At 37.6% G+C, this 25,896-nt stretch carries 27 protein-coding genes; 25 read left to right on the plus strand and 2 right to left on the minus strand.

Annotation, left to right across the window (positions count from 1 at the left end; genetic code table 11):
* Positions 1–105 precede the first annotated feature (105 nt).
* A complete protein-coding gene (locus ASE92_RS14145) occupies positions 106–1,305 on the plus strand; it encodes a redoxin domain-containing protein (RefSeq protein ID WP_056850755.1) in 1,200 nt (399 codons plus the stop codon).
* 64 nt (positions 1,306–1,369) lie between these two features.
* Here the strand turns inward: ASE92_RS14145 and ASE92_RS14150 are convergent, their stop codons facing one another.
* Entirely contained in the window at positions 1,370–1,717 is a 348-nt protein-coding gene (locus tag ASE92_RS14150; protein ID WP_056850756.1) for a hypothetical protein, read from the minus strand.
* Positions 1,718–1,835: 118 nt separating this feature from the next.
* On the opposite strand from ASE92_RS14150, the gene ASE92_RS14155 reads away from it, so the two are divergent.
* Together ASE92_RS14155 and ASE92_RS14160 are read left to right on the plus strand one after the other, a co-directional pair.
* Positions 1,836–2,366 carry a superoxide dismutase family protein gene (locus tag ASE92_RS14155; RefSeq protein ID WP_056850757.1) on the plus strand — a complete coding sequence of 177 codons (531 nt, stop codon included), beginning with the start codon at positions 1,836–1,838 and terminating at the stop codon, positions 2,364–2,366.
* A 100-nt stretch (positions 2,367–2,466) separates the two neighbouring features.
* Positions 2,467–2,997: a biopolymer transporter ExbD gene (locus ASE92_RS14160; protein WP_056850758.1), complete on the plus strand. Its 531-nt coding sequence runs from the start codon at positions 2,467–2,469 to the stop codon at positions 2,995–2,997.
* A 66-nt stretch (positions 2,998–3,063) separates the two neighbouring features.
* On the opposite strand, the gene metK is transcribed toward ASE92_RS14160, so the two are convergent.
* On the minus strand, positions 3,064–4,350 hold the full coding sequence (gene metK / locus ASE92_RS14165; protein ID WP_056850759.1) for a methionine adenosyltransferase: 1,287 nt from the start codon (positions 4,348–4,350) through the stop codon (positions 3,064–3,066).
* Positions 4,351–4,554: 204 nt separating this feature from the next.
* On the opposite strand from metK, the gene ASE92_RS14170 reads away from it, so the two are divergent.
* From ASE92_RS14170 to ASE92_RS14280, 22 genes are all read left to right on the plus strand, one after another.
* Complete coding sequence (locus ASE92_RS14170) at positions 4,555–5,457, plus strand: diacylglycerol kinase family protein (protein WP_082455066.1); 903 nt, start codon at positions 4,555–4,557, stop codon at positions 5,455–5,457.
* A gap of 36 nt (positions 5,458–5,493) precedes the next feature.
* Positions 5,494–5,844, plus strand: a complete 351-nt coding sequence (locus ASE92_RS14175; protein WP_056850761.1) for a translation initiation factor — start codon at positions 5,494–5,496, stop codon at positions 5,842–5,844.
* A 301-nt stretch (positions 5,845–6,145) separates the two neighbouring features.
* On the plus strand, positions 6,146–7,741 hold the full coding sequence (gene pckA / locus ASE92_RS14180; protein WP_056850762.1) for a phosphoenolpyruvate carboxykinase (ATP): 1,596 nt from the start codon (positions 6,146–6,148) through the stop codon (positions 7,739–7,741).
* A 298-nt stretch (positions 7,742–8,039) separates the two neighbouring features.
* Entirely contained in the window at positions 8,040–8,870 is an 831-nt protein-coding gene (locus ASE92_RS14185) for a MotA/TolQ/ExbB proton channel family protein (RefSeq protein ID WP_056850763.1), read from the plus strand.
* A 74-nt stretch (positions 8,871–8,944) separates the two neighbouring features.
* Positions 8,945–9,559 (plus strand): biopolymer transporter ExbD, encoded by a 615-nt coding sequence (locus ASE92_RS14190; RefSeq protein WP_056850764.1) that lies wholly within the window; start codon positions 8,945–8,947, stop codon positions 9,557–9,559.
* Between the two features lie 3 nt (positions 9,560–9,562).
* Complete coding sequence (locus tag ASE92_RS14195) at positions 9,563–10,069, plus strand: biopolymer transporter ExbD (RefSeq protein WP_056850765.1); 507 nt, start codon at positions 9,563–9,565, stop codon at positions 10,067–10,069.
* A gap of 18 nt (positions 10,070–10,087) precedes the next feature.
* A complete protein-coding gene (locus ASE92_RS14200) occupies positions 10,088–10,909 on the plus strand; it encodes an energy transducer TonB (RefSeq protein ID WP_056850766.1) in 822 nt (273 codons plus the stop codon).
* A gap of 240 nt (positions 10,910–11,149) precedes the next feature.
* On the plus strand, positions 11,150–12,052 hold the full coding sequence (locus tag ASE92_RS14210) for a PstS family phosphate ABC transporter substrate-binding protein (protein WP_056850768.1): 903 nt from the start codon (positions 11,150–11,152) through the stop codon (positions 12,050–12,052).
* Positions 12,053–12,166: 114 nt separating this feature from the next.
* Positions 12,167–13,888 (plus strand): tetratricopeptide repeat protein, encoded by a 1,722-nt coding sequence (locus tag ASE92_RS14215; protein WP_056850769.1) that lies wholly within the window; start codon positions 12,167–12,169, stop codon positions 13,886–13,888.
* Between the two features lie 81 nt (positions 13,889–13,969).
* Entirely contained in the window at positions 13,970–14,341 is a 372-nt protein-coding gene (locus ASE92_RS14220; RefSeq protein WP_056850770.1) for an NADH-quinone oxidoreductase subunit A, read from the plus strand.
* 228 nt (positions 14,342–14,569) lie between these two features.
* Positions 14,570–15,112 carry an NADH-quinone oxidoreductase subunit B gene (locus ASE92_RS14225; protein WP_039472971.1) on the plus strand — a complete coding sequence of 181 codons (543 nt, stop codon included), beginning with the start codon at positions 14,570–14,572 and terminating at the stop codon, positions 15,110–15,112.
* Positions 15,112–15,612, plus strand: coding sequence for an NADH-quinone oxidoreductase subunit C (locus ASE92_RS14230; RefSeq protein ID WP_056850771.1), 501 nt, complete (start codon positions 15,112–15,114; stop codon positions 15,610–15,612). Before ASE92_RS14225 ends, ASE92_RS14230 begins: the two co-directional genes overlap by 1 nt.
* Before the next feature lie 5 nt (positions 15,613–15,617).
* Complete coding sequence (locus tag ASE92_RS14235; protein WP_056850772.1) at positions 15,618–16,832, plus strand: NADH-quinone oxidoreductase subunit D; 1,215 nt, start codon at positions 15,618–15,620, stop codon at positions 16,830–16,832.
* The gene (nuoE, locus tag ASE92_RS14240; RefSeq protein ID WP_056850773.1) at positions 16,825–17,337 is read left to right on the plus strand and encodes an NAD(P)H-dependent oxidoreductase subunit E; all 513 of its coding nucleotides are present in this window, start codon (positions 16,825–16,827) and stop codon (positions 17,335–17,337) included. The genes ASE92_RS14235 and nuoE overlap by 8 nt, the downstream gene beginning before the upstream one ends.
* An 81-nt stretch (positions 17,338–17,418) precedes the next feature.
* The gene (nuoF, locus tag ASE92_RS14245; RefSeq protein ID WP_056850774.1) at positions 17,419–18,786 is read left to right on the plus strand and encodes an NADH-quinone oxidoreductase subunit NuoF; all 1,368 of its coding nucleotides are present in this window, start codon (positions 17,419–17,421) and stop codon (positions 18,784–18,786) included.
* A 175-nt stretch (positions 18,787–18,961) separates the two neighbouring features.
* A complete protein-coding gene (locus ASE92_RS14250) occupies positions 18,962–19,972 on the plus strand; it encodes a 2Fe-2S iron-sulfur cluster-binding protein (RefSeq protein ID WP_056850775.1) in 1,011 nt (336 codons plus the stop codon).
* Positions 19,972–21,009 (plus strand): NADH-quinone oxidoreductase subunit NuoH, encoded by a 1,038-nt coding sequence (gene nuoH, locus ASE92_RS14255; RefSeq protein WP_056850776.1) that lies wholly within the window; start codon positions 19,972–19,974, stop codon positions 21,007–21,009. Before ASE92_RS14250 ends, nuoH begins: the two co-directional genes overlap by 1 nt.
* A gap of 2 nt (positions 21,010–21,011) precedes the next feature.
* Complete coding sequence (locus tag ASE92_RS14260; protein WP_010601899.1) at positions 21,012–21,515, plus strand: NADH-quinone oxidoreductase subunit I; 504 nt, start codon at positions 21,012–21,014, stop codon at positions 21,513–21,515.
* 146 nt (positions 21,516–21,661) lie between these two features.
* Entirely contained in the window at positions 21,662–22,165 is a 504-nt protein-coding gene (locus ASE92_RS14265) for an NADH-quinone oxidoreductase subunit J (protein ID WP_056850777.1), read from the plus strand.
* Complete coding sequence (nuoK, locus tag ASE92_RS14270; RefSeq protein WP_010601897.1) at positions 22,165–22,494, plus strand: NADH-quinone oxidoreductase subunit NuoK; 330 nt, start codon at positions 22,165–22,167, stop codon at positions 22,492–22,494. The genes ASE92_RS14265 and nuoK overlap by 1 nt, the downstream gene beginning before the upstream one ends.
* Positions 22,495–22,507: 13 nt before the next feature.
* Positions 22,508–24,409, plus strand: coding sequence for an NADH-quinone oxidoreductase subunit L (gene nuoL, locus ASE92_RS14275; protein ID WP_056850778.1), 1,902 nt, complete (start codon positions 22,508–22,510; stop codon positions 24,407–24,409).
* A 20-nt stretch (positions 24,410–24,429) separates the two neighbouring features.
* Positions 24,430–25,893: a NuoM family protein gene (locus ASE92_RS14280; RefSeq protein WP_056850779.1), complete on the plus strand. Its 1,464-nt coding sequence runs from the start codon at positions 24,430–24,432 to the stop codon at positions 25,891–25,893.
* Positions 25,894–25,896 lie beyond the last annotated feature (3 nt).

Below are 25,896 nucleotides of genomic sequence, written 5' to 3' on the forward strand. Positions count from 1 at the left end.
CTTAAGTGCCAATTAAACCCGTTAACATAATATAACCTTAATTAACCTGGTGGATAACTTTTCTCAAATTTCCAATCTCCAATTTTGAAGAAATATTTTAAAATTATGAAGCTAATATTTTTTAATCTCTTTTTTGCTTTGGTAGGAATGAATGCGATGGCTCAGGGCTTACAGGCTAAAAGTGGAGAACAATTTCCTGATATCCCAATTCAGAATTTAATTAATGCGCCTGTTAAATCAGTTTCGCTCAATAAGCCGCAAAATAAAATTTATATTTTAAATATCTGGGGAACCTGGTGTTCTCCCTGCTTGCCAGAAATGGATACCCTTGCAAAATTACAGCTTGATAACCAAAATACGATTCAGGTTATCGGTTTATCAGACGATACACCAGAAAGATTAAATACCTATTTGAAAAAGAAACCATCTAAAATATGGCTTGCAAGCGATACTTCCGATTTTTTTTACCAGTTATTTGCGCTCGCCTATGTTGGGCAAAGCATTATCATTAATCCCAAAGGGAAAATTGTAGCGCTGGTAAGAAGTGACTCTATTACTCAATCAATGATAGATAAACTAATCAAAGGCGAAGCCATAAAATCAAGCGGAGAAACCAAAAAAGAAAAACTTGCGGGTAATGGCGATCCGTTTGCCGTAGACTCGACTTTAAATCATAGCTTTTCGTTAAGGGGTTATATGCAGGGACAACCTTCGGGTAGTAACAGATATCTAGACAAAGGTATATACAGAATGAGGAGAATCAGTTTTACAAATGCAACAATTTTAAGTTTATATAAAGATGCTTTTGGTATCGTTTCTCAAAAACAATTGGTATATGAAGTGCCTGAAAAAGACGTTTCGGATTATGAAAATAAAGAAAGCTTATACTCGCTTGATTTACTGGTTAAGCCTGAGCAAAAGGATAGCTTGATGTGTACACTACAGAAATATCTTTTAGTAAACTTACCAGTTAAAGCGAGGATTGAATATCGTGATATGCCAATTTACGCTTTGGTTAATAAAAACTTTAAAGCCATTGAGTCTGCTAAAAGCGAGTTGAGTTATAGTTTCAGCGGACGCGGTTATGATGGCACAGGTGCAAAAATGGCAGACTTTGCAGAAACTTATTTAGCAAATGAGTTTGCTTTGCCCGTGGTGGATGAGACAGGTTTTGATAAACGATACGATATAAAAACCAATGTGGAGATGAGAACTAAAGATGGCGTTATGAAATCGATAAACGATATTGGTCTTGATGTGGTTAAGAAAGAGAAAAAAATGAAAGTTTTAGTGTTTTACAAGTAGGAATTAACTAAAAAAGAGGCATGGATCTTTCCGTGCCTCTGCTCTATTATTATATATAATATCCCTACGAGAATAGCTCCTGCTCGTCTCTATTTTCAGTCGGAATTTTCTTTAGAAAATCATCAAAACCCGAACCTATATTATCAGAATAAATACCATAAGCATCTAAAATATATCCAATATTTTTATCCTTATCTTCCACTAAATAAAGTACTGAATTATCTCCAGGATCAGAATCTCCCTCAAATCTATAAGTTTTTACTATTGTCAGATCTTCTGGTTTATAAATGTTGCCTAGCGATTTGCTTTGCATTTTACCATGATCAGACATTTTTAATTCGTTATCTTTTCCTTTCAGCCTCAACTTTTCTAAAATTTGACTCAAAGTATTCATTGCAATTGGCCGTTCCATAATTATATCATTTTATACTTCTTAAACATGTGGCTTCTTAAATGGTTTTAATGTGTTCAGTTTTTTAATCAAACCAAATGATTGCCAATCTGTTTCATATAAAACTAAATTTAAAAGGATGAAAAAATATTTCTTAGGATTAACGATTGCTAGTATCGCATTATTGAGTGCTTGTGGTCAGAAAGAAAGCAAACTGGCTACAGCAAACTTAGCAGAAACTGCAGATCCGTCAAAAAGTATCGGCAAAGCTACCTTTTATGGGTTAAGTGATGGAAAAATTAAAATGGATTTAGAGTTGAAATTTGCTTCAAGAGCAGATAGTAGCGTTGCGGTGCATTTTCATGAGCATGGAGATTGTGGCGATATGGGAGAGAATACTCATGGGCACTGGAATCCAACGAAGGAAAACCACGGCAAGTGGGATTCAGGTGCATTCCATAGTGGTGATATAGGCAATATAAAATTGGATTCGAAAGGAGAAGCAAAGATTTCGATCACTACAGATCGTTGGAGTGTGCAAGATGGCGATGTTAAAAATATTATAGGAAGAGGCATTATTGTTCATGGAGGAACAGACGATTATAAAACACAGCCTACAGGTAATTCTGGCCCTCGGGTCGGTTGTGGTGTAATCGAAGCAGTTAAGTAATACACTTCACAAGTTCTTTAAAGCGTAAAGCGATTAATTTTTAATCGCTTTTTTTATGTAATCTTTACCCGGTTGTCATCATGATTAAAAACCTAAACTTATGGCAACTTTAAACGAAACTACAAATGGCAAGCCTGCTAAAGGAAGAGCGAAAAAAGCAGCACCAAGAGTCGATTTAACGGCAATGGTCGATCTCATGTTTTTGCTAACCACATTTTTTATGTTAACCACATCGTTGGGTACATTGAATGCTGCAGATGTAGCCAAACCAGATGAGTGTGCTGGCTGTACAATGGATTATCCTGCTTCACGAACGATGACGGTTTTACTTGGCAAAAACAATCAGGCAGTTAGCTATCTGGGTACAGCTGATGCATCAATCATGACAATTTCTTCTATTGATGATCTTCAGAAAGAAATAGTGGCGAATAAATTTAAAGTGGCCAAAGTGCATGGAGCTGATCCATCAAAATACATGATTGTGATTATCAAGCCAACTAAAACTGCTAAATTTCAAGATTTTGTTGATGCAATTGACGAAATGAAGATCGCTGATATTAAGTCTTATAGTATCGACGATAAAAATATATTAAAACAAGAAGCTGGTTTTTTAAAATCGAAAGGCTTATAGTAAGTCTAAAAGCAAAAAAGCTTCCCGTTGATGATTACGGGAAGCTTTTTCTATATTTCTGTCGAATTAAATTCCGAATGCCGCCTTAACCTGATCTACATAATCCAATTTTTCCCAGGTAAACAGTTCAACACTAACGGTTTTTTCTTCACCGTAAGGGTTTTTGAAAGTTTTACTTACAGTTTCCGGGGTTCTGCCCATGTGCCCATAAGCAGCTGTTTCGCTATAAATCGGGTTTCTTAATTTCAAACGTTGCTCAATGAAATAAGGACGCATATCAAAAATTTCTTCTACTTTCTTGCTTATTTCGCCATCAGTTAAGTCAACTTTTGCAGTTCCATAAGTTACCACGTTAATTGAAGTCGGTTTTGCAACACCGATAGCGTAAGAAACCTGAACCAACACCTCATCGCATAAGCCAGCAGCAACAAGATTTTTTGCAATATGGCGAGTAGCATAAGCAGCACTTCTATCTACCTTACTTGGATCTTTGCCAGAAAAAGCGCCACCACCGTGAGCACCTTTACCACCATAAGTATCTACAATAATTTTTCGGCCAGTTAAACCTGTATCCCCGTGTGGGCCGCCAATTACAAACACTCCGGTCGGATTGATGTGGTAAGTGATATCATCATTAAATAAATGAGCGTATTGAGGATATTTAGCTTTGATTCGCGGAATTAAAATGGAAACCAAATCACTTTTAATTTTGGTCAACATTTCTTCGTTGGCAGCGTCTTTATCAGCTTTGGATTCAGAGTTAGGCTTTATAAAATCATCATGCTGTGTAGAAATAACAATGGCATCTATGCGTTGAGGCTGGTTATCGTCAGAATATTCTAACGTAACCTGCGATTTTGCATCTGGGCGTAAATAGCTGATTTCAGAATTCTCTCTTCTTAAATTGGCTAATTCCCTCAATAAAGCGTGAGATAAATCAAGCGCCAATGGCATATAATTTTCAGTTTCGTTTGTAGCATAACCAAACATCATTCCCTGGTCGCCTGCTCCCTGCTCTTCTTTACTACTTCTGTCTACCCCTTGATTAATATCTTGCGATTGTTCGTGAATGGCAGATAGAATACCGCATGAGTTGGCTTCGAACATGTATTCGCTTTTTGTATAACCAATTTTTTTGATCACATCACGGGCAATCTGTTGAACATCTAAATAGGTTTTTGATTTTACCTCTCCAGCTAAAATTACTTGCCCGGTAGTTACTAAAGTTTCACAAGCTACTTTAGATTCTGCGTCGAATGCTAAGAAATTATCAATTAGTGCATCCGAAATTTGATCGGCAATTTTATCTGGATGACCTTCAGATACAGATTCTGATGTAAATAAATACGACATTTATTAAATATTATTAGTGAAAAATAAACAAAATTAATAATTGCCAAAACCCCTTGAAAACAGGTTTGTTATGATTGGAAGGAGGCATTAGCAATTTTTTTAAGTGGTTGCAATCCGGTCCCGACGATCGGGATAGCAAATCAATCCACTTTTAATGCCTGCAAAATTAGCATATTTTCTTTATTTCAAAAATTATAGATTATTTTGTACGCTCATTCTTACACTTTGCACACAAAGAACAATATACTTTTCATTATTAACCCTATTTCCGGTGGAAAGGGAAAGCTGCGTATTCCTGATTTTATCGATAAGTATCTTGATAAAGAAAAGTTTAATGCAAATTTTGTATTCACAGAATATGTGGGTCATGCTGCGGAACTGGCAGATGAGGCCGCATCCAAAAATTTCGACGTGATTGTTGCCGCGGGCGGCGATGGTACCATTAATGAAGTGGCTACCAAAGTTCTAAAACATAACATCACATTGGGCGTTCTGCCACTAGGTTCTGGAAATGGGTTGGCTCGTTTTCTAAATATTCCCAAAAACCTGCGCCACGCAATAATGGCAATTAATGCATTTAAAGTAGATAAAATCGATACTGCTGAATTCAATAACAAATGTTTCTTTAATTTAGCAGGGATGGGTTTTGACGCACATTTGAGCTCAGCTTTCTCGCGAGATAAAAAACGTGGTCTTGCCGGATATGTTAAACTGGGGTTTCAAGAGGTTTTCAACTACAAGCCAGAACAATATCTAATTGATATTGATGGCAAGAAATATAGCAGGAAAGCGTTTGCCGTTAGTATCGCAAATTCTTCGCAATATGGTAACGATGTTTACATATCGCCCAATGCATCAGTAAAAGATGGTTTGCTCGATGTTTGCATTATTAAGCCTTTTTCTATTTTAAAACTACCCATGTTAAGCTACATCATGCTAAAAGGTACGGCAGAAACTTCTGATATGATCGAGATTATACGCGGAAAAAACATCAAAATTACAAGAGAACACGCCGGGCCAGTTCATGTTGATGGCGAACCCCTACAAATGAACGCCGATATTGAAGTGAGTATAAATCCACTTTCTTTAAAAGTTATAGTTCCTTAGCTTTACAAAATTTCCATTACTTTCTACCTTTGTATAATGAAACCAAAAAAAAATAGCCTGAGTGATCTTGGTGGAATCATGTATTCTACAAATCCGGAATTCGAATATGAAGAGGAAGTAGATGATACAGTAACCTCACCAAATAACCATCAAGATTTACGCGTAATGCTCGATAAGAAAAATAGGGGAGGAAAGGCAGTAACGCTTGTCACCGGTTTTAAAGGTAAAACAGAAGATCTGGAGGTTTTAGGAAAAATGCTGAAAACCAAATGCGGTGTCGGTGGATCTGTAAAAGATGGTGAAATTATGATCCAGGGCGACGTGCGAGATAAGATAATGGTTATTCTCCAAAAAGATGGTTATAAGGTGAAAAAAGCTGGTGGTTAATTTAGTAAGAGACCTTCGTTACTAAAATCGCAACATAACGTCATTTAAATGGCTCCGTCAATCCGTCCTCTTGTGCGCTGTTTCTCCCATCAAAGAAATCTGCGTCATCATACCTGTATAAACACCGGCCTCTTAGTGTATTTTTTTGTTTTTTTTAACGCTTCAAAAATGCTCTTAAAATACTGTATTTAAGATGTTTAACTAATAGTGTAATTGCTACAATATGTAAATAATTACTTAAAAATACTAGTTTATTTCATCAATTACTCTTTACCTTTGCCTCACTAACTAACTTATTGTTATGAGCAAAAAGAAACTGCATGCGCCAGATTTAAGCTATTTAAATCTAGGCGAAAACAATGCTGTAAAGTACCAATTATCTCCAATGGAATTAATTGATGAAGCCTTATTAAATAGAGAGGGCGAATTAGCATCCTCTGGCGCATTAGCTGTTGATACTGGCAAGTTTACCGGACGTTCTCCTAAAGACAGATTTATCGTGAACGACGATATCACTGAAAGAACGGTTTGGTGGGGTGACGTAAATATCAAAATTAGTCCCGCGAATTTTGATCAATTGTTTGCCAAAATCACAAGCTATCTGAAAGATAAAAAAATCTACGTTCGTGATGCTTCCGCATGTGCCGACCCTGATTACTCCATTTCTATTAGGGTAGTGACAGAAACCGCTTATCAAAATCTTTTTGCGAACAACCTTTTTTTAAGACCAGAAATTGATGATTTAGGATCTACGCCCGAATGGACAATTATTGCAGCGCCTGGCTTTTTAGCAGATCCAATAGTAGATGGCACGCGGCAAGAAAATTTCTCCATCATCAATTTTACTAAAAAGATGATTTTAGTTGGCGGAAGTGGATATACTGGAGAGATTAAAAAAGGAATTTTCTCTGTTTTAAACTTCATCCTCCCAATCTATAGAAATACACTTCCAATGCACTGCTCGGCAAATGTGGGTAAGGATGGCGATACCGCAATATTTTTTGGTCTTTCTGGAACGGGTAAAACTACTTTATCGGCTGATCCTGAGAGAGGGCTGATAGGCGATGATGAGCATGGCTGGGGAAATGATTCTGTTTTTAACTTTGAAGGAGGTTGTTATGCTAAATGTGTAGATTTAACTGAAGAGAAAGAACCACAAATATATAAAGCGATAAAATTCGGAGCACTTTTAGAAAATATAAACTTCTTTAGTGATACCAAAGAGGTAGATTTTTCAAATATTCAGAAAACAGAAAATACGCGGGTGGCTTATCCGATTGATTTTATTGACAATGCAATCTTACCGTCAATCGCATCTGTTCCAAAAAACATATTTTTTTTAACCGCTGATGCTTTTGGCGTTTTGCCGCCAATCTCGAAGTTGAATGTTGAGCAGGCCATGTTTCATTTCATGAGCGGCTACACGGCTAAGGTGGCAGGAACGGAGGCGGGTATTACCGAGCCTCAACTCACATTTTCAGCTTGTTTCGGTAAGGCTTTTCTTCCATTGCACCCTTCAAAATATGCGGCGTTATTGGGCGAAAAAATGAAAGCTCATAAAGTAAATGTTTGGCTAGTGAACACGGGTTGGAGTGGCGGCCCATATGGCGTTGGAAAGCGAATGAAATTAAGTTATACCAGAGCAATGATTTCTGCTGCTTTGAACGGAGGTTTAGATCATAACCACTACAAAATGCACCATGTTTTTAAATTAATGATTCCTTTACATTGCCCTAACGTTCCCGATGAAATGTTAGATCCATCAAAAACATGGAGCAACCAGGAAGAATACTTTTTAAAAGCTTATGAACTGGCAAATGCTTTTGCAGATAATTTTAAGCAGTTTGAACAACCCAAAGTGTCAAAACTACACCAAGAAGAGTTAAAAGTGTGCTAATTTGTGTTTAAAATACATTTTTTGGGCAAAAAATTTGCAATTAGGTTTTTTTTTAGTTTTTATTGTGAAAGAATTGCCTCTAGCTGGGGCAATTCTTTTGTTATACGCCTATGGTGGTTACCGTAAACTAAATCTTAAGTAACGATTTAATTGTTTATTGATTTATTAATTTGTAATTTAAAATCAATTTATAAATTTGTTTTTCGCAACAAAATCAGATAACAATCGTTGTGTGTAGTACAAAAGTAAAAACAGCAAAAAATTAAAAACAAGAACTAAAACTAAAAATTAAAAAAAAATGGCAAACGCACCAAAACCAACAACTGTTAAAAAAGAGAGCTCTTCAAGTGCTTCAAATGTTTTTGCAACATTAGTAATTCCAATTTGTATTGTAATCGGCTTTATCATTTGGAGATTTGTATTAGGAGATCCATCAAACTTTATCGACAATAACAACGAAAATTTACCATTACCAAACAACTATCCAGGTACAGCTTATAAAGGTGGTCCAATCGTAGCGATCTTAATCGGTTTATTATTAACTACAATCGTTTTCTCTATCGAGCGTTTAATCGTTATTGGTAAAGCAAGCGGTAAATCAAGCTTAGATACTTTTATCATTAAAGTTAAAGGTTTATTAAACGCTGGTAACATCGAAGCTGCAAAAGCAGAATGTGATAAACAACAAGGATCTGTTGCTAACGTAATCAAATCTGGTTTGAAAAAATATAGCGAAGTTGAAGCTGACACTAACTTAGATGTTGAGCAATCAATTGTTGCCATCCAAAAAGAAGTTGAAGAAGCTACAGCTTTAGAAATGCCAATGTTAGAGCAAAACTTAACCATCATCGCTACTTTGGTATCAATCGGTACTTTGATCGGTTTATTGGGTACAGTAACAGGTATGATCCGTGCATTCGCCGGTTTAGCAAACTCTGGTGCTCCAGATCAATCAGCATTAGCGGTAGGTATCTCTGAGGCACTAATCAATACAATGACTGGTATCGGTGTATCTACATTAGCGATTATCATGTACAACGTGTTAACTTCAAAAATTGATAAGTTAACGTATGCTATTGATGAAGCTGGTTTCAGCATCGTTCAAACTTACGCTAGCTCGCATAAATAATATTTTGAAAATATTTTTACCGGCTTTATGGAAAACCGGAAAAAAGATCATCATTATTAAAAAGTAAAAATATTATGCCTAGAATTAAAGTTAAAAGAACCAGTACAGTAACAGATATGACCGCCATGTGCGACGTAGCTGCACTGTTACTTACGTTCTTCATATTAACTGCTACGGCGAAACAACCTGAACCATTAGCGGTATCCACTCCTTCATCAACGTATGAATTTAAGGTGCCCGCTGAGAACAATGCAATTTTAACCATTGGTCAGGGTAAGGTTTTTTTCGAGGTTGCAGGTCAGAAAGTTAAGGCTAGAACCTTAGAGTTGATTGGTCAACAGTATAACATTACATTTTCTCCTGAAGAGATTAAAAAGTTTTCTTTAGTTGCATCATTCGGTGTTCCTGTATCAAGTCTAAAATCGTTTCTTGCACTTGATGGAGGTGAGCGTATGAAGCCGGGAGTACAAAATGGAATTCCGACAGATTCAACTGATAATCAGTTAAACTCATGGGTACTACAAGCCCGTACTGCAACTGCAGAGGTTAATTCTCAACCAATGCGTGTAAGTATTAAAGGAGATTCAAAAGAAGAATATCCGGTAGTTAAAAAAATTGTGGATGTATTGCAAAAGCAAAAAGTAAACAAATTCTTGTTGGTTACAAACGCTGAAGCTAGAAGAAAATAAGAAATGGCAGAATTAAACACAGGCGGGAAGAAAGCCACGCCAAGAGTCGATATGACGCCGATGGTAGATTTGATGTTCCTTTTGGTGACATTCTTTATCTTAACAACCTCAATTTCTACGCCACAGGCAATGGATATTGTGAAGCCAGATAAAGATGATAACAACAAGGACAATAGATTGGAACTGAAAGCTTCTAAAACCATGACTATTTTATTAGGTAAAAATGATAAGGTAGCTTGGTATATGGGAGAAGCTGGTGCAACAGCTCCAACTTTTGAAAATTTATCACAAGTTGAAAAATCGATTATCGACAATAGAAAAACAGCAGATGCATCTGGTGTAAAAGGAGAATTTGTGGTATTGGTTAAACCAACCAGCGGTTCTAACTTCAAAAACTTTGTTGATATCATGGATGAATTAGAAATATTGAAGGTAAAAGTTCGTCAGATTGATGACGACAATATCTTAGATAATGAAAAAGAAGCTATGAAAGCTCAAGGTATTTTATAATTTGTTAAATCAGTAACCATGTCAAAGTTAGATATTTTAAGAAGTCAGTGGATTGAAGTGGTTTTTGAAGGAAAAAACAAAAACTACGGCGCTTACCAGTTGCGTAAAACCAACGGGTCCAATACCACTCGGGCATTGATTATTGGTTCAATAGTATTTCTTGCATTATTCTTCGCTCCTAAAATCTATGGCCTTATCAAAGGTTCAATGGATACGGAAGAGAAAGTTGAAAAAGCAAAAGAGGTAATTATTGCTCCACCGCCCCCAGTAAATCCAGAAACACCACCACCGCCACCGGTAGAGCCACCGCCACCAAAAGTGGATCAGGTAAAAATGCCACCTCCAATCGTAAAGCCAGATGAGCAAGTACGTGATGAGGAACCACCAACGGTTGAGAAATTAAAAGAAGCTGATCCAGGTCAGCGTGATATCAAAGGTGATCCAACTGCTGATATCGTAATTGCCGAGCCAGTAGGTGAGGGCCCTAAAAGAGAAGCTGCTGTTGCTGTTGATGATAATAAAGTTTATGACTTCGTTAGTATCGAGAAACAACCAGAGTTCCCGGGAGGTATTTCTAAGTTTTACGGTTATTTAAGTAAAGCAATTAAGTACCCGCCAATGGCACAAGAAAACAACGTTCAGGGTAAAGTATTTTTATCTTTCGTTGTGGAAAAGGATGGTAAGTTAACTGATATTACAGTTACCCGTGGTTTGGGTAGCGGTACTGATGAAGAAGCTATCCGCGTACTAAAGGCAAGTCCACGTTGGAACCCAGGTATTCAAAATGGTAAGCCTGTAAGGGTAAAATACAACATCAACGTTAACTTTACATTGAACTAATTAGTAAATGTTAAATTTTGATATTTTTAAGCAAAAATCGCCTAAACAGCGGTTTTTGCTCATTTTAGGCCTAGTCACCTTCGTGCTTTATGTAGTGATGGGTCTAGCGTTTATCTTCTGGGAGCCACTGGCAATCAGGTTTAATTTTATTCCAGCCTGGGGAAGAATAGCCATTGGTATCTTTTTAATCTTTTATGCTTTCATCAGGCTTTTAAGTTTGGGGAGACGAGACTAAGACACATGAAAAACATTCTTTATCTATTTATTGTACTGGGTTTACTTTCTTGCAAGAGAAAAGATAAACCAGCCGAAGTAAAGGAAACACGTACAAGCGGTACATTAAGAATTCTGGTAGACGAAAGTGTTAGCCCAATTATAAAGGAGCAGATCAACATTTTTAATTTGGATTATCCAGATGCAAAATTTGAGCTAACTGTAAAACCAGAGGAGAAAATCATCCCTGCATTTCTAAACGATAGTGTTCGGGTAATTGTAATGCCTAGGTTACTCACTAAAGCGGAAGAAAAATACTATACACAACGAGGAATAAGAATTAATTCTACAAGATTTGCAGTTGATGGAATAGCATTAATTACAAATAAAGACAATATTGATAGCACAATTACCGTTAAAGAAGTTGTTGATATTTTACAAGGTAAGGGTTCTGGAAAAAAATTGGTCTTTGATAACGCTTATTCAAGTACCTTTCAATACCTTAAGCAGTTGGCTAATATAAGTCAGTTCCCAGCTCAAGGTGTTTACTCAAAAAGTTCTAGCGCTGACGTGATTAAACTTATTGCAGAAGATAAAACTTTTATTGGTATTTTAGGCGTTGATTGGGTTTCTGATAAGAATACGCAATTAGCACAATATCTATCCAAGGTAAAAATGCTAGGTGTTAAAAACCTTAAAGGTAAGCCAGGTGATGATAAGTTTTATCAGCCCACTCAGGATAATCTTATTAATGGTGTTTATCCATTCTTAAGGAATGTGAACATAATAGATTGCGAGGGAAGAGATGGTTTAGGCACAGGATTTGCAACGTGGTTAAGAAGTCAGAGAGGTCAATTGATTGTACTTAAATCAGGACTCGGTCCGCACAAGTTAATGCCAAGACAAATTAATCTGACAAACGGAAAATAAACTAATAAATTGAACCACGAAGTTGTAAAACACTTCATTTAACTAAAATGGAATATCCGATGTATAAGACGTTTAACAAGCTTATATATCACTATTAAAAAACAATAAAGAACTATGAAAATTTCAAAGAAAGCAATAACCTTAAATCTAGGTTTGGTGTTGATGGGTTCTGCAGTTTTTGCTCAAAATTTAAATGACGCGAAAAAAGCCATTGACGCTGAACAGTACCAGAAAGCATCATCAATGTTAAAATCATTGGTGAGCTCACAAGCATCAAACGGTGAAAATTACTATAATCTCGGTTTGGTTTACTTAAAAACTGGTTACATAGATTCGGCTCGTGCTGTATTTACCAAGGGTGTTACAGCAGATCCAAAAAATAATTTGAACTTAATTGGTTTAGGCGAGGCAGATATGCTATCAAATAATCCGTCTTCTGCAAAAACGAATTTTGATAAAGCAGTTGCCTTAGCCCCAAAAGATTACAAAACTTATTTGTATATCGGTAAAGCTTATTTAGCTCAAGATAAACCAAGTGATGACGTATCTAAACCTGACTACACTAATGCATTGGCCAATATTAACAAAGCTGATGAATTGGATTCGAAAGATAAAGATGCGGAAATCTTTTTAGCGCAAGGTGATGCTTATGCATTACAGAAAAAGAATTCTGAAGCATTAGGTCCATACTTCCGTGTAAATGATATCGATCCAACCAACCGTAGAGCAAAAACTCAGATTGGTAAAATGTATAAAGAATCGAGAGCATTTCCAGAAGGTGAAAAAGAATTACAGGATGTAATTGCTGCTGATCCAAATTATGGTCCTGCTTACCGTGAATTAGGCGAGCTTTACCTACAGTGGAGTAGCTTTGGTACCGATCAGGAAAAAGCTAAAAAAGGAATTGAGAACTACAAGAAATACATGGATTTAACTGATAAATCTTTGGAATCTCAGTTGCGTTATGCTCAGTTCTTATTCTATGCTAAAGATTATCCAACTTTAGAACAAGTTGCTTCATCTATTCAGGCGCCTGCAGGAAGTGCAAAAGCAGCTGTTGTTGATAGAATGAAAGGTTGGGCAGCTTATGAGAATAAGAACTACCCTGCAGCCTTAACAAGCATGACTTCTTTCTTTGCAAAGGAAAAAGACACAACCAAAATTTTAGGTAACGATTATCTTTATTTAGGTAAAGCACAGTTACAAGCTGGCCAAGATAGTTTAGCTTTAAACAATATTATCAAGGCAACAAGAGTAGATTCAGCTAACGCTGATGCGCTATCAGAAGCTGCTGCTGCATTATATAAAGCAAAGAAATATGCTAAATCGGCAGATGTTTACGAATTAGCTGCTAAATATAATCCAAATGGAAAAGGGTCTCTTTATAACTATTTATACATCGGTATAAACAGATTCTTAGAATCTTATTATTTGAAAAAAGATAAAAAACCATTGAATATCGAAGGTTTAGTTAGAGCTGATACTGCTTTGGGTCAATTATCAAAAGCTTCACCTGATTTTGCTTTAGCATATTTTTACCGAGCTAGAATCAACGACTATATCGATCAGACTAAAAATGGCGAATCAACAAAAGGCTTGATGATTCCTTATTATGAAAAATATGTTACGTTAGTTAAGCCAGAAGAACAAGCTTCTGCGAAAAATAACTTAATTGAATCATATAGATTATTAGGTGCATGGTATGCAGATAAAGATAAGCCAAAAGCAATTGATTATCTTAATAAGTGCTTAGCATTAGATCCTGCGGATACATATGCAAGTGCGAAACTAAAGGAATTAAGTGGAGCAGCAGCACCAAAAGGAAAAGGTAAGTAATTAACAAGTTAAATAATTTAGAAAGGCAGAGTTTGGTTACTCTGCCTTTTTCTTTTACTTTTGCATTAGAAAATAAAGATTATGCAAGCGCAAAGTACCTCGATAGATTTTTTACCAATAATATTTCAAGTAATCGTAGCCCTGGGTTTTGTGGTTACCACCTTAGTGGCAACACACTTTTTAGGCCCAAAACGTAAAACGCTTGATAAACTGGAAACATTTGAAGCAGGTGTTAAATCTGTGGGTAATGCTCGTCAGCCGTTTTCGATTAAATATTTTGTTGTGGCAATTTTATTTGTGCTTTTTGATATTGAAGTTATCTTTATGTATCCTTGGGCAGTGAATTTTAGAGCGCTAAGAATGGACGGAATGATTGAGATGTTCATCTTTATGGGCACGTTGTTACTGGGTTTCATCTACGTCATCAAAAAGAAAGTATTAGACTGGAACTAGTTGATTCGCAGTTATCAGCAGAAAATTGCAGTTAATAGTCCTCGATTTCAAAATTGTAAACTGAAAATTGCTAATTGCATAACTGAATGTGTATGTTGCACACTAACCAATGGGAATTTTAATTATTTAGAAAGGTTCTAAATCAAGTTAAGCTAGTTTGATTGCCTTTAAAATATTGTAAATTTGTTGCTCATTCTGCAAAGGGATGAGCATTTTTTGTTTATAAACATGAGTGAAATTAATATAGTTGATGCGCCTCCAGGAACCGAAGGACCTGGGTACTTTGCCACTTCGTTAGATAAAGTGATAGGTTTGGCTCGTTCAAATTCATTATGGCCTTTACCGTTTGCCACTTCTTGTTGCGGAATTGAGTTTATGGCAACCATGGGTTCTCACTACGATTTAGGTCGTTTCGGTGCAGAACGTTTGAGTTTTTCTCCTCGTCAAGCCGATGTTTTAATGGTTATGGGTACCATTGCTAAAAAGATGGCTCCGGTGTTAAAGCAAGTTTATATCCAAATGGCTGAACCACGTTGGGTAATGGCAGTTGGAGCTTGTGCAAGTAGTGGAGGTATTTTCGATACTTATTCTGTTTTGCAAGGTATTGATGAAGTAATCCCTGTGGATGTTTACGTTCCGGGTTGCCCGCCAAGACCAGAGGCTATTTTAGACGGTTTCCAACGCATTCAGGATTTAGTAAAAAATGAATCTGGAAGAAGAAGAAATTCTGATTATTACAAAGAACTTTTAGGTCAATACGGCATTAAATAATGGAAGAAACAACGTTGAATAACGACATCCACGTTAAGCTGACTGAGAGGTTTGGCGAAAAGGTTACTGCAGTTTCTGAGCCTTATGGTTTTTTAACTTTCGTAACCTACAAAGATGTTATCGTAAATGTACTTTCACATCTCAAAGAAGAGTTAAAATTCAATTTCCTTACTGATATTACAGCTGTTCATTATCCTGGTAAAGACCATGGTATTGCTGTTGTATATCATCTGCATAACATGGTAGAAAAAGTGCGGATTAGAATTAAAGTTTTCATTTCTGAGCAAAATCCTACCATACCAACGGCGACAACAATTTGGAAAGGTGCGAACTGGATGGAGAGAGAAACCTACGATTTATTCGGGGTTAAGTTCGAAGGTCATCCCGATTTACGCCGTATTTTGAATATGGATGATTTAGGTGTGCATCCAATGTTGAAGCAATATCCATTGGAAGACCCGAACCGAGTTGATAAAAAAGATGAATTTTTTGGAAGGTAATTTATATGAATCATAACCATCCGGTATATACAGATAACGACCCGCAAAGTGAGCTGGTGACCTTAAACTTAGGCCCAACACACCCAGCAACACATGGTGTTTTTCAAAACGTTTTGCAGTTAGACGGCGAGCGTATTGTAAGCGGCGTTTCTACAATTGGGTATATCCACCGTGCTTTCGAAAAGATTGCCGAGCATCGCCCTTTCTATCAAATTACACCATTAACCGACCGTTTGAATTATTGCTCATCGCCTATTAACAATATGGGTTGGCACATGACGGTTGAAAAGTTGTTAAATATTCAGATGCCTAAACGCGTAGATTATCTTCGCGTGATTGTGATGGAGCTTTCGCGTATTGCCGATCACATTATCTGTAATACGATTATCGGTCAGGATACCGGAGCAACAACTACTTTCCTTTACCTTTTCCAATTCCGTGAGCATATTTACGAAATTTTCGAAGAGGTATGCGGTGCCCGTTTAACAACTAATATTGGCCGTATTGGTGGTTTCGAAAGAGATTTTAATGAAGTGGCCTTTGCGAAGATTAATAAATTTTTAAAAGAGTTTCCAGTTGCTTTGAAGGAGTTTGAAAATCTTTTAACCCGTAACCGGATTTTCATTGATAGAACAGCTGGTGTTGCGGAAGTAACTCAAGAGGCTGCTTTGGAGTACGGCTGGACTGGTCCACTTTTACGTGCTACGGGTATAGATTATGATGTTCGTGTAAGCGACCCGTATTCTTCATATCAGGACTTCGATTTTGAGGTTCCCGTTGGAACAAGTGGTGATATTTATGACAGATATTTGGTTCGTAACGAAGAAATGTGGCAAAGTTTGCGCATTATTGAGCAAGCCATTGTGAAGCTGAAAACAGAGCCAAAAGGTATTTTTCATGCTGATGTTCCTGAATTTTATCTTCCTCCGAAACAAGAAGTTTATAACAATATGGAAGCATTAATTTACCATTTCAAAATTGTGATGGGAGAAATTGATGCACCAAAAGCAGAAGTTTATCATGCTGTAGAAGGTGGAAATGGTGAATTAGGTTTCTATTTAATTAATGATGGAGGCCGTACACCATATCGTTTACACTTCCGCAGGCCAAGTTTTATAAATTACCAAATGTTTGCACCAATGAGCGAAGGCATGTTATTGTCTGATGCCATTATCAACATGAGTAGTATGAATATTATTGCAGGAGAATTAGATGCTTAAAGTAGAAGAACAAACACCTGTAGTGTTCTCATCAGAATTGCTTGCCAAATTTGATGATGTTAAAAGTCGTTATCCTTTGGGTAAGGAAAAATCAGCTTTGCTGCCATTATTGCATTTAGTACAAGCAGAATTTCTTTGGGTTCCTACATCTGCGATGGATCAAGTTGCTGAATATTTAAACATTCAACCGATCGAAGTTTACGAGGTAGCAACCTTTTACACCATGTATTTCTTAAAACCTCAAGGCAAATATGCTTTGGACGTTTGCCGTACTGGTCCTTGTTGCTTAGTTGGCGCAGAAAAAATATTAGACCACTTAGAAAATAAGTTGGGCGTTAAAGAAGGTGAAGTTACCGCAGATGGATTATTCAGCTTTAGAGGAGTTGAGTGTTTAGCTGCCTGTGGTTTTGGTCCGGTACTGCAAATTAGCCCGGAATATACTTTCTACGAAAACTTAACTATTGAAAGTGTAGATAAACTGATTGAAGATTTGAAAAATAAATAAGATTTGAGAAACTAGATATGAGATATGAGAATTGGCAATTAGTCTAAAATCTCAAGTCTCACATCTCACATCTAAAAAACAATGAGTCGCAAATTATTACTTGAGCATATAAACGTACCTGGCATCAATACACTTGAGGTCTATCGCCAAAAAGGCGGGTACCGTGCTGTGGAAAAAGCCCTTAAAACTTTAACACCTGAAGAGATTGTTGAAGAAGTAAAGAAATCAGGCTTACGCGGTCGTGGTGGTGCGGGTTTCCCAACGGGAATGAAATGGAGCTTTTTGGCTAAACCAGAAGGTGTTGCCCGCTATTTGGTTTGCAACGCCGATGAGTCTGAGCCAGGAACTTTCAAAGACCGTTATTTAATGACCTACATTCCTCATGCTTTAATTGAGGGAATGATTGTTTCTAGTTTTGCCTTGGGCGCCAAGGTTTCATACATCTACGTTCGTGGAGAAATGATGCCTCAGATCCGTATTTTGGAAAAGGCAATTGCGGAGGCAAAAGCTGCTGGATTGTTAGGTAAAAACATTTTAGGAACAGGTTACGATTTAGAATTATATGTTCAGCCGGGTGGTGGCGCCTACATTTGCGGTGAAGAAACTGCATTGTTAGAATCACTTGAAGGAAAAAGAGGTAATCCAAGAATTAAACCACCATTCCCTGCAATTGCAGGTTTATATGGTTGTCCAACAGTAGTAAATAACGTAGAGTCGATTGCTGCAGTGGTACCAATCATTAATGATGGTGGTGATGAGTATGCAAAAATAGGTATCGGTAGAAGTACAGGTACAAAATTAATATCAGCGTCTGGAAATTTAGTAAAACCAGGTGTTTATGAAATCGAATTAGGCTTGCCAGTTGAAGAATTTATTTATTCTGATGAATACTGCGGTGGTATTGCGAATGGCAAGAAGTTAAAGGCAACGGTTGCAGGTGGTTCATCTGTTCCGGTTTTGCCTGCCAATTTAACTTTGAAGTTGGCCAACGGCGAACCTCGTTTAATGAGTTACGAATCTTTATCAGAGGGCGGATTTGCTACAGGGACAATGATGGGTTCGGGCGGTTTTATCGCTTTTGATGAAGACCAATGTATTGTTCGCAATACCTGGAATTTCACTCGTTTCTATCATCACGAAAGTTGCGGACAATGTTCGCCTTGCCGTGAAGGTACTGGATGGATGGAAAAGGTATTGCACAAAATCGAGCATGGCCATGGCTCAATGGATGATGTAGATTTACTTTGGGATATTCAACGTAAAATTGAAGGGAATACCATTTGCCCATTAGGTGATGCGGCAGCTTGGCCAGTGGCGAGTGCAATCCGTCACTTTAGAGATGAGTTTGAATGGCACATTAAAGAGCCGGTGAAGAGTCAGCAACAAAATTATGGTTTAGCAAACTACGCTACGCCGATAGAAAAAGCTCCGGTAACGGAAGAAAAGTAGACAGACAGTGAGGAGAGCAAATTGGCTCGTGAAGACGAGAACCAAGGCGATATCTTAAGCACCACGTCATTGCGAGGAACGAAGCAATCCTACTGCAATGTGTATAAAATAACAAAGATTGCTTCTTGCCTCGCAATGACGGCATAAAGCAAAAAAATAAAGATTATCATTAACCATGAGTGAAAAAGTTAAGGTTACGATAGACGGGATAACAGTAGAGGTTGATAACGGAACCACTATCCTAAATGCTGCAAGGCAAATTGGAGGTGATATTGTTCCGCCAGCAATGTGCTATTATTCTAAGTTAGAAGGCAGTGGTGGTAAATGCCGTACCTGTATTGTTAAGGTAACAAAAGGTTCAGAAAAAGACCCACGCCCAATGCCTAAATTGGTTGCATCTTGCCGTACAACAGTAATGGATGGTATGGAAGTGCTGAATATTACTTCACCAGAAGTTTTAGAAGCACGTGCAGGTGTGGTCGAAATTTTATTAATTAACCATCCTTTAGATTGCCCGGTTTGCGATCAGGCTGGAGAATGTGATTTACAGAATTTAGGTTACGAGCACGGATTGCAGAAAACACGTTACGAGTTTGAGCGTCGTACTTTCGAACGTATCGATATTGGCGATAAAATTCAGTTGCACATGAATCGTTGTATTCTGTGCTACCGTTGTGTTTTTACGGCTGATCAAATTACAAACAAACGTGTTCATGGGATTTTGAACCGTGGCGACCATTCGGAAATTTCTACCTATATCCAACAAGCAGTTGATAATGATTTCTCAGGCAACGTGATCGATGTTTGCCCTGTAGGGGCTTTAACCGATAAAACCTTCCGCTTTAAAAACCGTGTTTGGTTTACTAAACCTGTTGATGCGCATCGCGATTGCGACCATGAAAAGTGCAATGGTAAAGTAACGCTTTGGTACAAGGGAGAAGATGTTTTACGTGTTACTGCCCGTAAAGACAAATTTGGCGAAGTGGAAGAGTTTATCTGCAACACATGTCGTTTCGATAAAAAAGCAACATCAGATTGGGTTATCGAACAACCTACTCACATTGATGATACTTCGGTAATTGCATCAAACCATTACGAAACATTGAAACCTTTGCATGTTATTCAGCCAAATCAGGCTTTGCAAGCAGCAAATGAAATTGAATTACATAAAACAGTTAAATACTAATGGATACAGGTTTTATCATTGAAAAATTTATTCTGGTTGCCGTAATTTTCGGTATCAGTTTGGTAATTGCCATGTATTCTACCTATGCAGAGCGTAAGGTGGCTGCTTATCTTCAAGATCGTTTAGGTCCTGATAGAGCTGGTCCTTTTGGTATTTTGCAACCTTTAGCCGATGGCGTGAAGATGTTTATGAAGGAAGAAATTATCCCGACAACATCAAACAAATGGCTATTTATTGTTGGGCCAGGTTTGGCTTTACTTTGTGCTTGTATTGGTACAGCGGTAATTCCTTGGGGTAGCCCAATGGAAATTGGTGGCAAAATTGTGCCGCTTCAAGTTGCCGATATCAACGTAGGTGTTTTATACATTTTCGGCGTGGTGTCTTTGGGCGTTTATGGCGTGATGATTGGCGGCTGGGCATCAAACAATAAATATTCTTTGTTAAGTGCTATTCGTGCTGCGTCGCAAAATATCAGTTATGAAATTGCAATGGGGCTGTCTATCATCGCTTTGCTTTTGATGACAAACACTTTAAGTCTTAAAGAAATTGTTGATCAGCAGCATGGCTGGCGTTGGAATGTTTTATACCAGCCACTTGGATTTTTGATCTTTATGGTATGTTCTTTTGCTGAAACCAACCGTGCGCCTTTCGATTTGCCAGAGTGCGAAACTGAGCTAATTGGTGGTTATCATACCGAATACTCGTCAATGAAGTTAGGTTTTTACCTTTTTGCCGAGTACATTAATATGTTTGTTTCATCGGCAGTAATGGCAACTTTATATTTCGGCGGCTACAACTATCCTGGAATGGATTACATGGCAACTTTGCTTGGTCCGACTTGGGCGCCATTATTTGGTGTTGGAGTATTCTTTGTGAAAATCGTTTTTTTCATCTTTTTCTTTATGTGGGTACGGTGGACAATCCCTCGTTTCCGTTACGATCAATTGATGAATTTAGGTTGGAAAGGTTTGATACCTTTGGCCATTGCCAACATTATAATAACTGGGGTTGTGATTGCGATTATAGAGAAGTTTTAATTATGGAATCATTAAGTAACAAGAAAAAAGTACTGGAGCAGAAGCCTTTAAGCTTCATGGAGCGTATGTACCTGCCTGCAATTGCGAAGGGCATGGGCATCACCATCAGCCACTTATTCAAAAAAGAGGCTACAGTAAGATATCCGGAAGTAGAACGTGAATTTTCTGCAAACTTCCGAGGAATGCATTCCCTGAAACGAGATGAGAATGGAAAAGAACGTTGTACAGCTTGCGGTTTATGTGCACTGTCTTGTCCTGCCGAAGCAATTACCATGATTGCGGCCGAACGTAAGCCTGAAGAAAAGCATCTGTACCGTGAGGAAAAATATGCTGCGACTTATGAAATCAATATGTTGCGTTGCATTTTCTGTGGATTATGTGAAGAGGCTTGTCCGAAAGAGGCAATTTATTTAGACGGACCAATTGTACCGGCTGATTATTTACGTAAGGATTTTATTTACGGAAAAGACAAATTGGTTGAGGCTCCGTTAGAAATGAAAAAATAATAGTTGTCATCCTGAGCTTGTCGAAGGACCAAACAAATAACCTAATCCGTCATTGCGAGGAACGAAGCAATCCTAAAGCAATGGCAATAAAAATGAGATTGCTTCGTACCTCGTAATGATGAGGAGTACAAACAAATAATAAATTAATGAGTACACAAGTATTCTATTTCGTAGCCACATTAAGTATCATCTTTTCGCTGATGGTGATTTTTGCAAAAAATCCAATTCATAGCGTTTTGTACTTAATCCTTACCTTTTTCACCTTCACGGTACATTATGTATTGTTGAATGCACAGTTTTTAGCCGTTGTAAACTTCATCGTTTACATGGGTGCCATCATGGTATTATTCTTATTTGTACTGATGCTCCTCAACCTGAATAAGGAAACCGAGCCTGTAAAATCACCATTGATTAAAATTGTAGGTGTAATTGCAGGGTGTTGCCTTGTGGTAACCTTAGTTGGGTCTTTTAAAGCGGCAACGATCAATAGCCCTTTAATTTTGAAAAATCAAGGATTAGGTTTGGTAGAGAATTTAGGAAAAGAGCTTTTCGGTCCATTCTTATTGCCATTCGAATTATCATCTCTATTACTATTGGCAGCAATGGTTGGAGCAGTTTTATTATCTAAAAGAGATGAGGTAGAGGCATAATGGAAAATTTAACTACACAAATGGCAGGCGTTCCGCTAAATCATTACATCTATTTATGTGCAATTATTTTCACAATTGGTGTAATTGGCGTATTAACCCGTAGAAACGCAATCGTAATTTTTATGTCCGTTGAGTTGATGTTAAACGCAGTTAACCTGCTTTTAACAGCTTTCTCTGTACATAGCAATGACCCCTCAGGACAGGTTTTCGTATTTTTTATTATGGCGCTTGCCGCTGCAGAAGTTGCAGTTGGTTTGGCGATTATCGTAATGGTTTACAGAAATACAAAATCGATAGATATTAATGTTTTAAATCGCCTTAAGTGGTAAATATATATTAAGAATGACAATAGAACAATTGATTTGGTTAGTTCCGTTACTTCCTTTTTTAGGATTTGTAATTAACGGACTGGGCAGAAAATCTTTATCTAAAGGACTTGTTGGGATCATTGGAAGTGGAGTAATTTTGGCCTCTTTCATTATCAGCGTAGTTATTTTCTTTAGTTTACAAGGCGATACACAAAAATCTCACGAAGTATTTTTATTCGATTGGATCAGCGCAGGAGCATTGCATATTCCACTATCATTTCTGGTCGACCCACTGAGTTCAATCATGCTTTTGATTATCACTGGAATTGGTTTCTTAATCCATTTATATTCTACCAGCTACATGCATGATGATGAAGGATTCGGAAAATTCTTTTCTTATCTGAACCTGTTTGTGTTCTTCATGCTTTTATTGGTATTGGGTTCAAACTATATCGTGATGTTTATCGGTTGGGAAGGTGTAGGTTTATGCTCATACTTGTTAATCGGTTTCTGGTATACAAACAGCGCTTATGCATCAGCAGCTAAAAAGGCTTTCGTAATGAACCGTATTGGCGATTTGGGCTTTTTGTTGGGTGTATTCTTAATCTTTACTACTTTCGGAAGTGTAGAATTTGCTAAAGTTTTTCCTCAGGCGGCGAACATGTTACCAGGACAAAATACTTTGTTCTTAATCACAATTCTATTGTTTATTGGTGCTTGCGGTAAATCAGCTCAGTTGCCATTATTTACCTGGTTGCCAGATGCAATGGCAGGCCCAACGCCTGTTTCTGCGTTAATCCACGCAGCAACGATGGTAACTGCAGGTATCTACATGATTGCCCGCTCCAGCGTATTGTTCGATTTAGCACCGCTTACACAAAACATCATTGCCATCGTAGGTATTACAACTGCTTTAGTTGCCGCAATTATTGCGTTAACACAAACAGATATCAAAAAAGTATTGGCTTATTCAACGGTATCTCAATTGGGCTACATGTTTTTAGGCTTAGGCGTTGGCGCTTATACAGGCTCATTCTTCCATGTATTAACACACGCATTCTTCAAAGCATTATTATTCTTAGGCGCTGGGTCAGTAATTCATGCTATGCACCACGAGCAAGATATGCGCCACATGGGTGGGTTAAGGAAAAAACTTCCAGTGACATTCTTAACGATGATGATTGGTACGATTGCGATTGCTGGTTTACCACCATTTTCAGGATTTTTCTCTAAAGATGAAATTTTAGCAAATGCGTACCAGGCAAGCCCAATTCTTTGGGGTGTTGGTGTATTGACCGCATTCTTAACTTCTTTTTATATGTTCAGAATGATGTTCCTTACTTTCTCTGGAAAATACAGAGGTACACATCACGAAGAAAGTCATGTACATGAGTCGCCAAAAGCGATGACTATTCCATTAATCATCCTGGCAATATTAGCTGCAATTGGTGGAGCGATAAACATTCCTCACGTTTTCGGCGGAAACGAATGGTTGGCACATTGGTTAAGCGGTGCCGGTGTTGCACAACATGAATTAGAATTAAGTCATTCAACGGAATTTACCTTAATGGGTGTTTCAGTGGTAGCCGCGATCATTGCTTTGCTTTACGCTTACACTAGATATGTTAAAGGTGCTCGTATTCCTGTGGCTGATGAGGCACCGCGTTCTGCGTTGGCAAAATTATCTTACAATAAATTTTATTTAGATGAGATTTACGATTTCATCATCACCAAACCTTTAGATGCTTTTTCGAGATTTTTCTACAGAATTATCGACACGAAATTTATCGATGGGATTGTGAATGGACTAGGCTGGAGTACAAACGAGGCAAGTAAAGGAGTTCGTTTATTACAAAGTGGAAACGTTGGTTTCTATATATTTATGATGGTAGCTGGTATCATCGCATTGCTTGCTTATACATTTTATTACATATAAAAAGGGTTCAAAAATAAATAATGGAACAACTTTTACTACTTATATTTCTTCCGCTTGCGGGTGCTATCATTACTGCATTTGCGGGTAAGTCTGCTAAAATAGTTTCGACCGTAATTTCGGTCGCTTCTCTAGGCCTGGCCTTGTTCATCGCCTGTAACTTTATTCCGAATGCAATTACGCAGTTTGAAGCTAACCTACCGTGGATTTCAGATTTAGGCATTCGTTTTCATGCCGGTATAGATGGAATCAGCATGTTGGTGGTTTTGCTTACCAATTTGTTAATTCCAATTATTATTTTATCTAGTTACAGGCATGATTATAAAAACCCGGCTGCTTTCTATGCATTGATTTTATTCATGCAGTCAGGATTGTTATTGGTTTTTACCGCTATGGATGCTTTCTTATTTTACATTGGATGGGAGGCTGCATTAATGCCAATTTATTTCATCTGCGCATTCTGGGGCGGAAAAGATAGGGTACGCATCAACATGAAATTCTTCGTTTATACGATTGCAGGATCATTGTTTATGTTGATGGGGATTATTTATCTGTATTTGCAAAATCCTGCTCAAAACTTCGACATTCAGGCATTTTACGCTTTAAACTTAGATAGTGCACAGCAGGGCTGGATTTTCTGGGCCTTCTTTATTGCTTTCGCGATTAAGATGCCGATTTTTCCTTTTCATACCTGGCAACCTGATACTTACACAGCAGCTCCAACTCAAGGAACCATGTTATTATCTGGTATCATGTTAAAAATGGGTATTTATGGTGTAATCAGATGGTTATTACCAATTGTACCTGCAGGCGTTCAGGATTGGTCTGGCCTGGTGATGGTTTTATCTATCATTGGTATTGTTTATGCCTCACTGATTGCTTTTACGCAGAAAGATGCTAAACGTTTGGTTGCTTACTCATCTATTGCTCACGTTGGACTTATTTCTGCCGGTATTTTCGCCTTAAACCAGCAGGGGCTTCAGGGAGCGATGGTGCAAATGTTAAGTCATGGTATCAATGTGGTAGGTTTATTCTTCATTTTAGATATTATCTTTTCTCGAACCAAAACCAATAAAATTGAAGAATTGGGTGGTATTGCTAAATCAGCACCACAACTGGCAATTGTTTTCTTAATCATCGTTTTAGGTACAGTTGCTTTACCAGGAACAAATGGTTTTATAGGGGAGTTCTTACTGTTGATGGGCGTTTATAACTACGGCATTTGGGCAGCTGCAATTGCAGGCTTAACCATCATTTTCGGAGCAGTTTATATGTTACGTATGTACCAAAATGTAATGCTTGGAAAAACAAACGAATTAACCATCACGTTTACCGACATTCAAGGGACTGAGAAATTGGTTCTTTATATTATCTGTGCTTTAATTATCTTTTTCGGTGTTTACCCGAAACCATTATTGCACTTAACAGAGGCATCTGTACAACATTTATTAGAACAGGTAAATCAAAAATTAACATCAGTAAAATAAGCA

This window comes from Pedobacter sp. Leaf41, assembly GCF_001422545.1.
Taxonomy (GTDB): domain Bacteria; phylum Bacteroidota; class Bacteroidia; order Sphingobacteriales; family Sphingobacteriaceae; genus Pedobacter.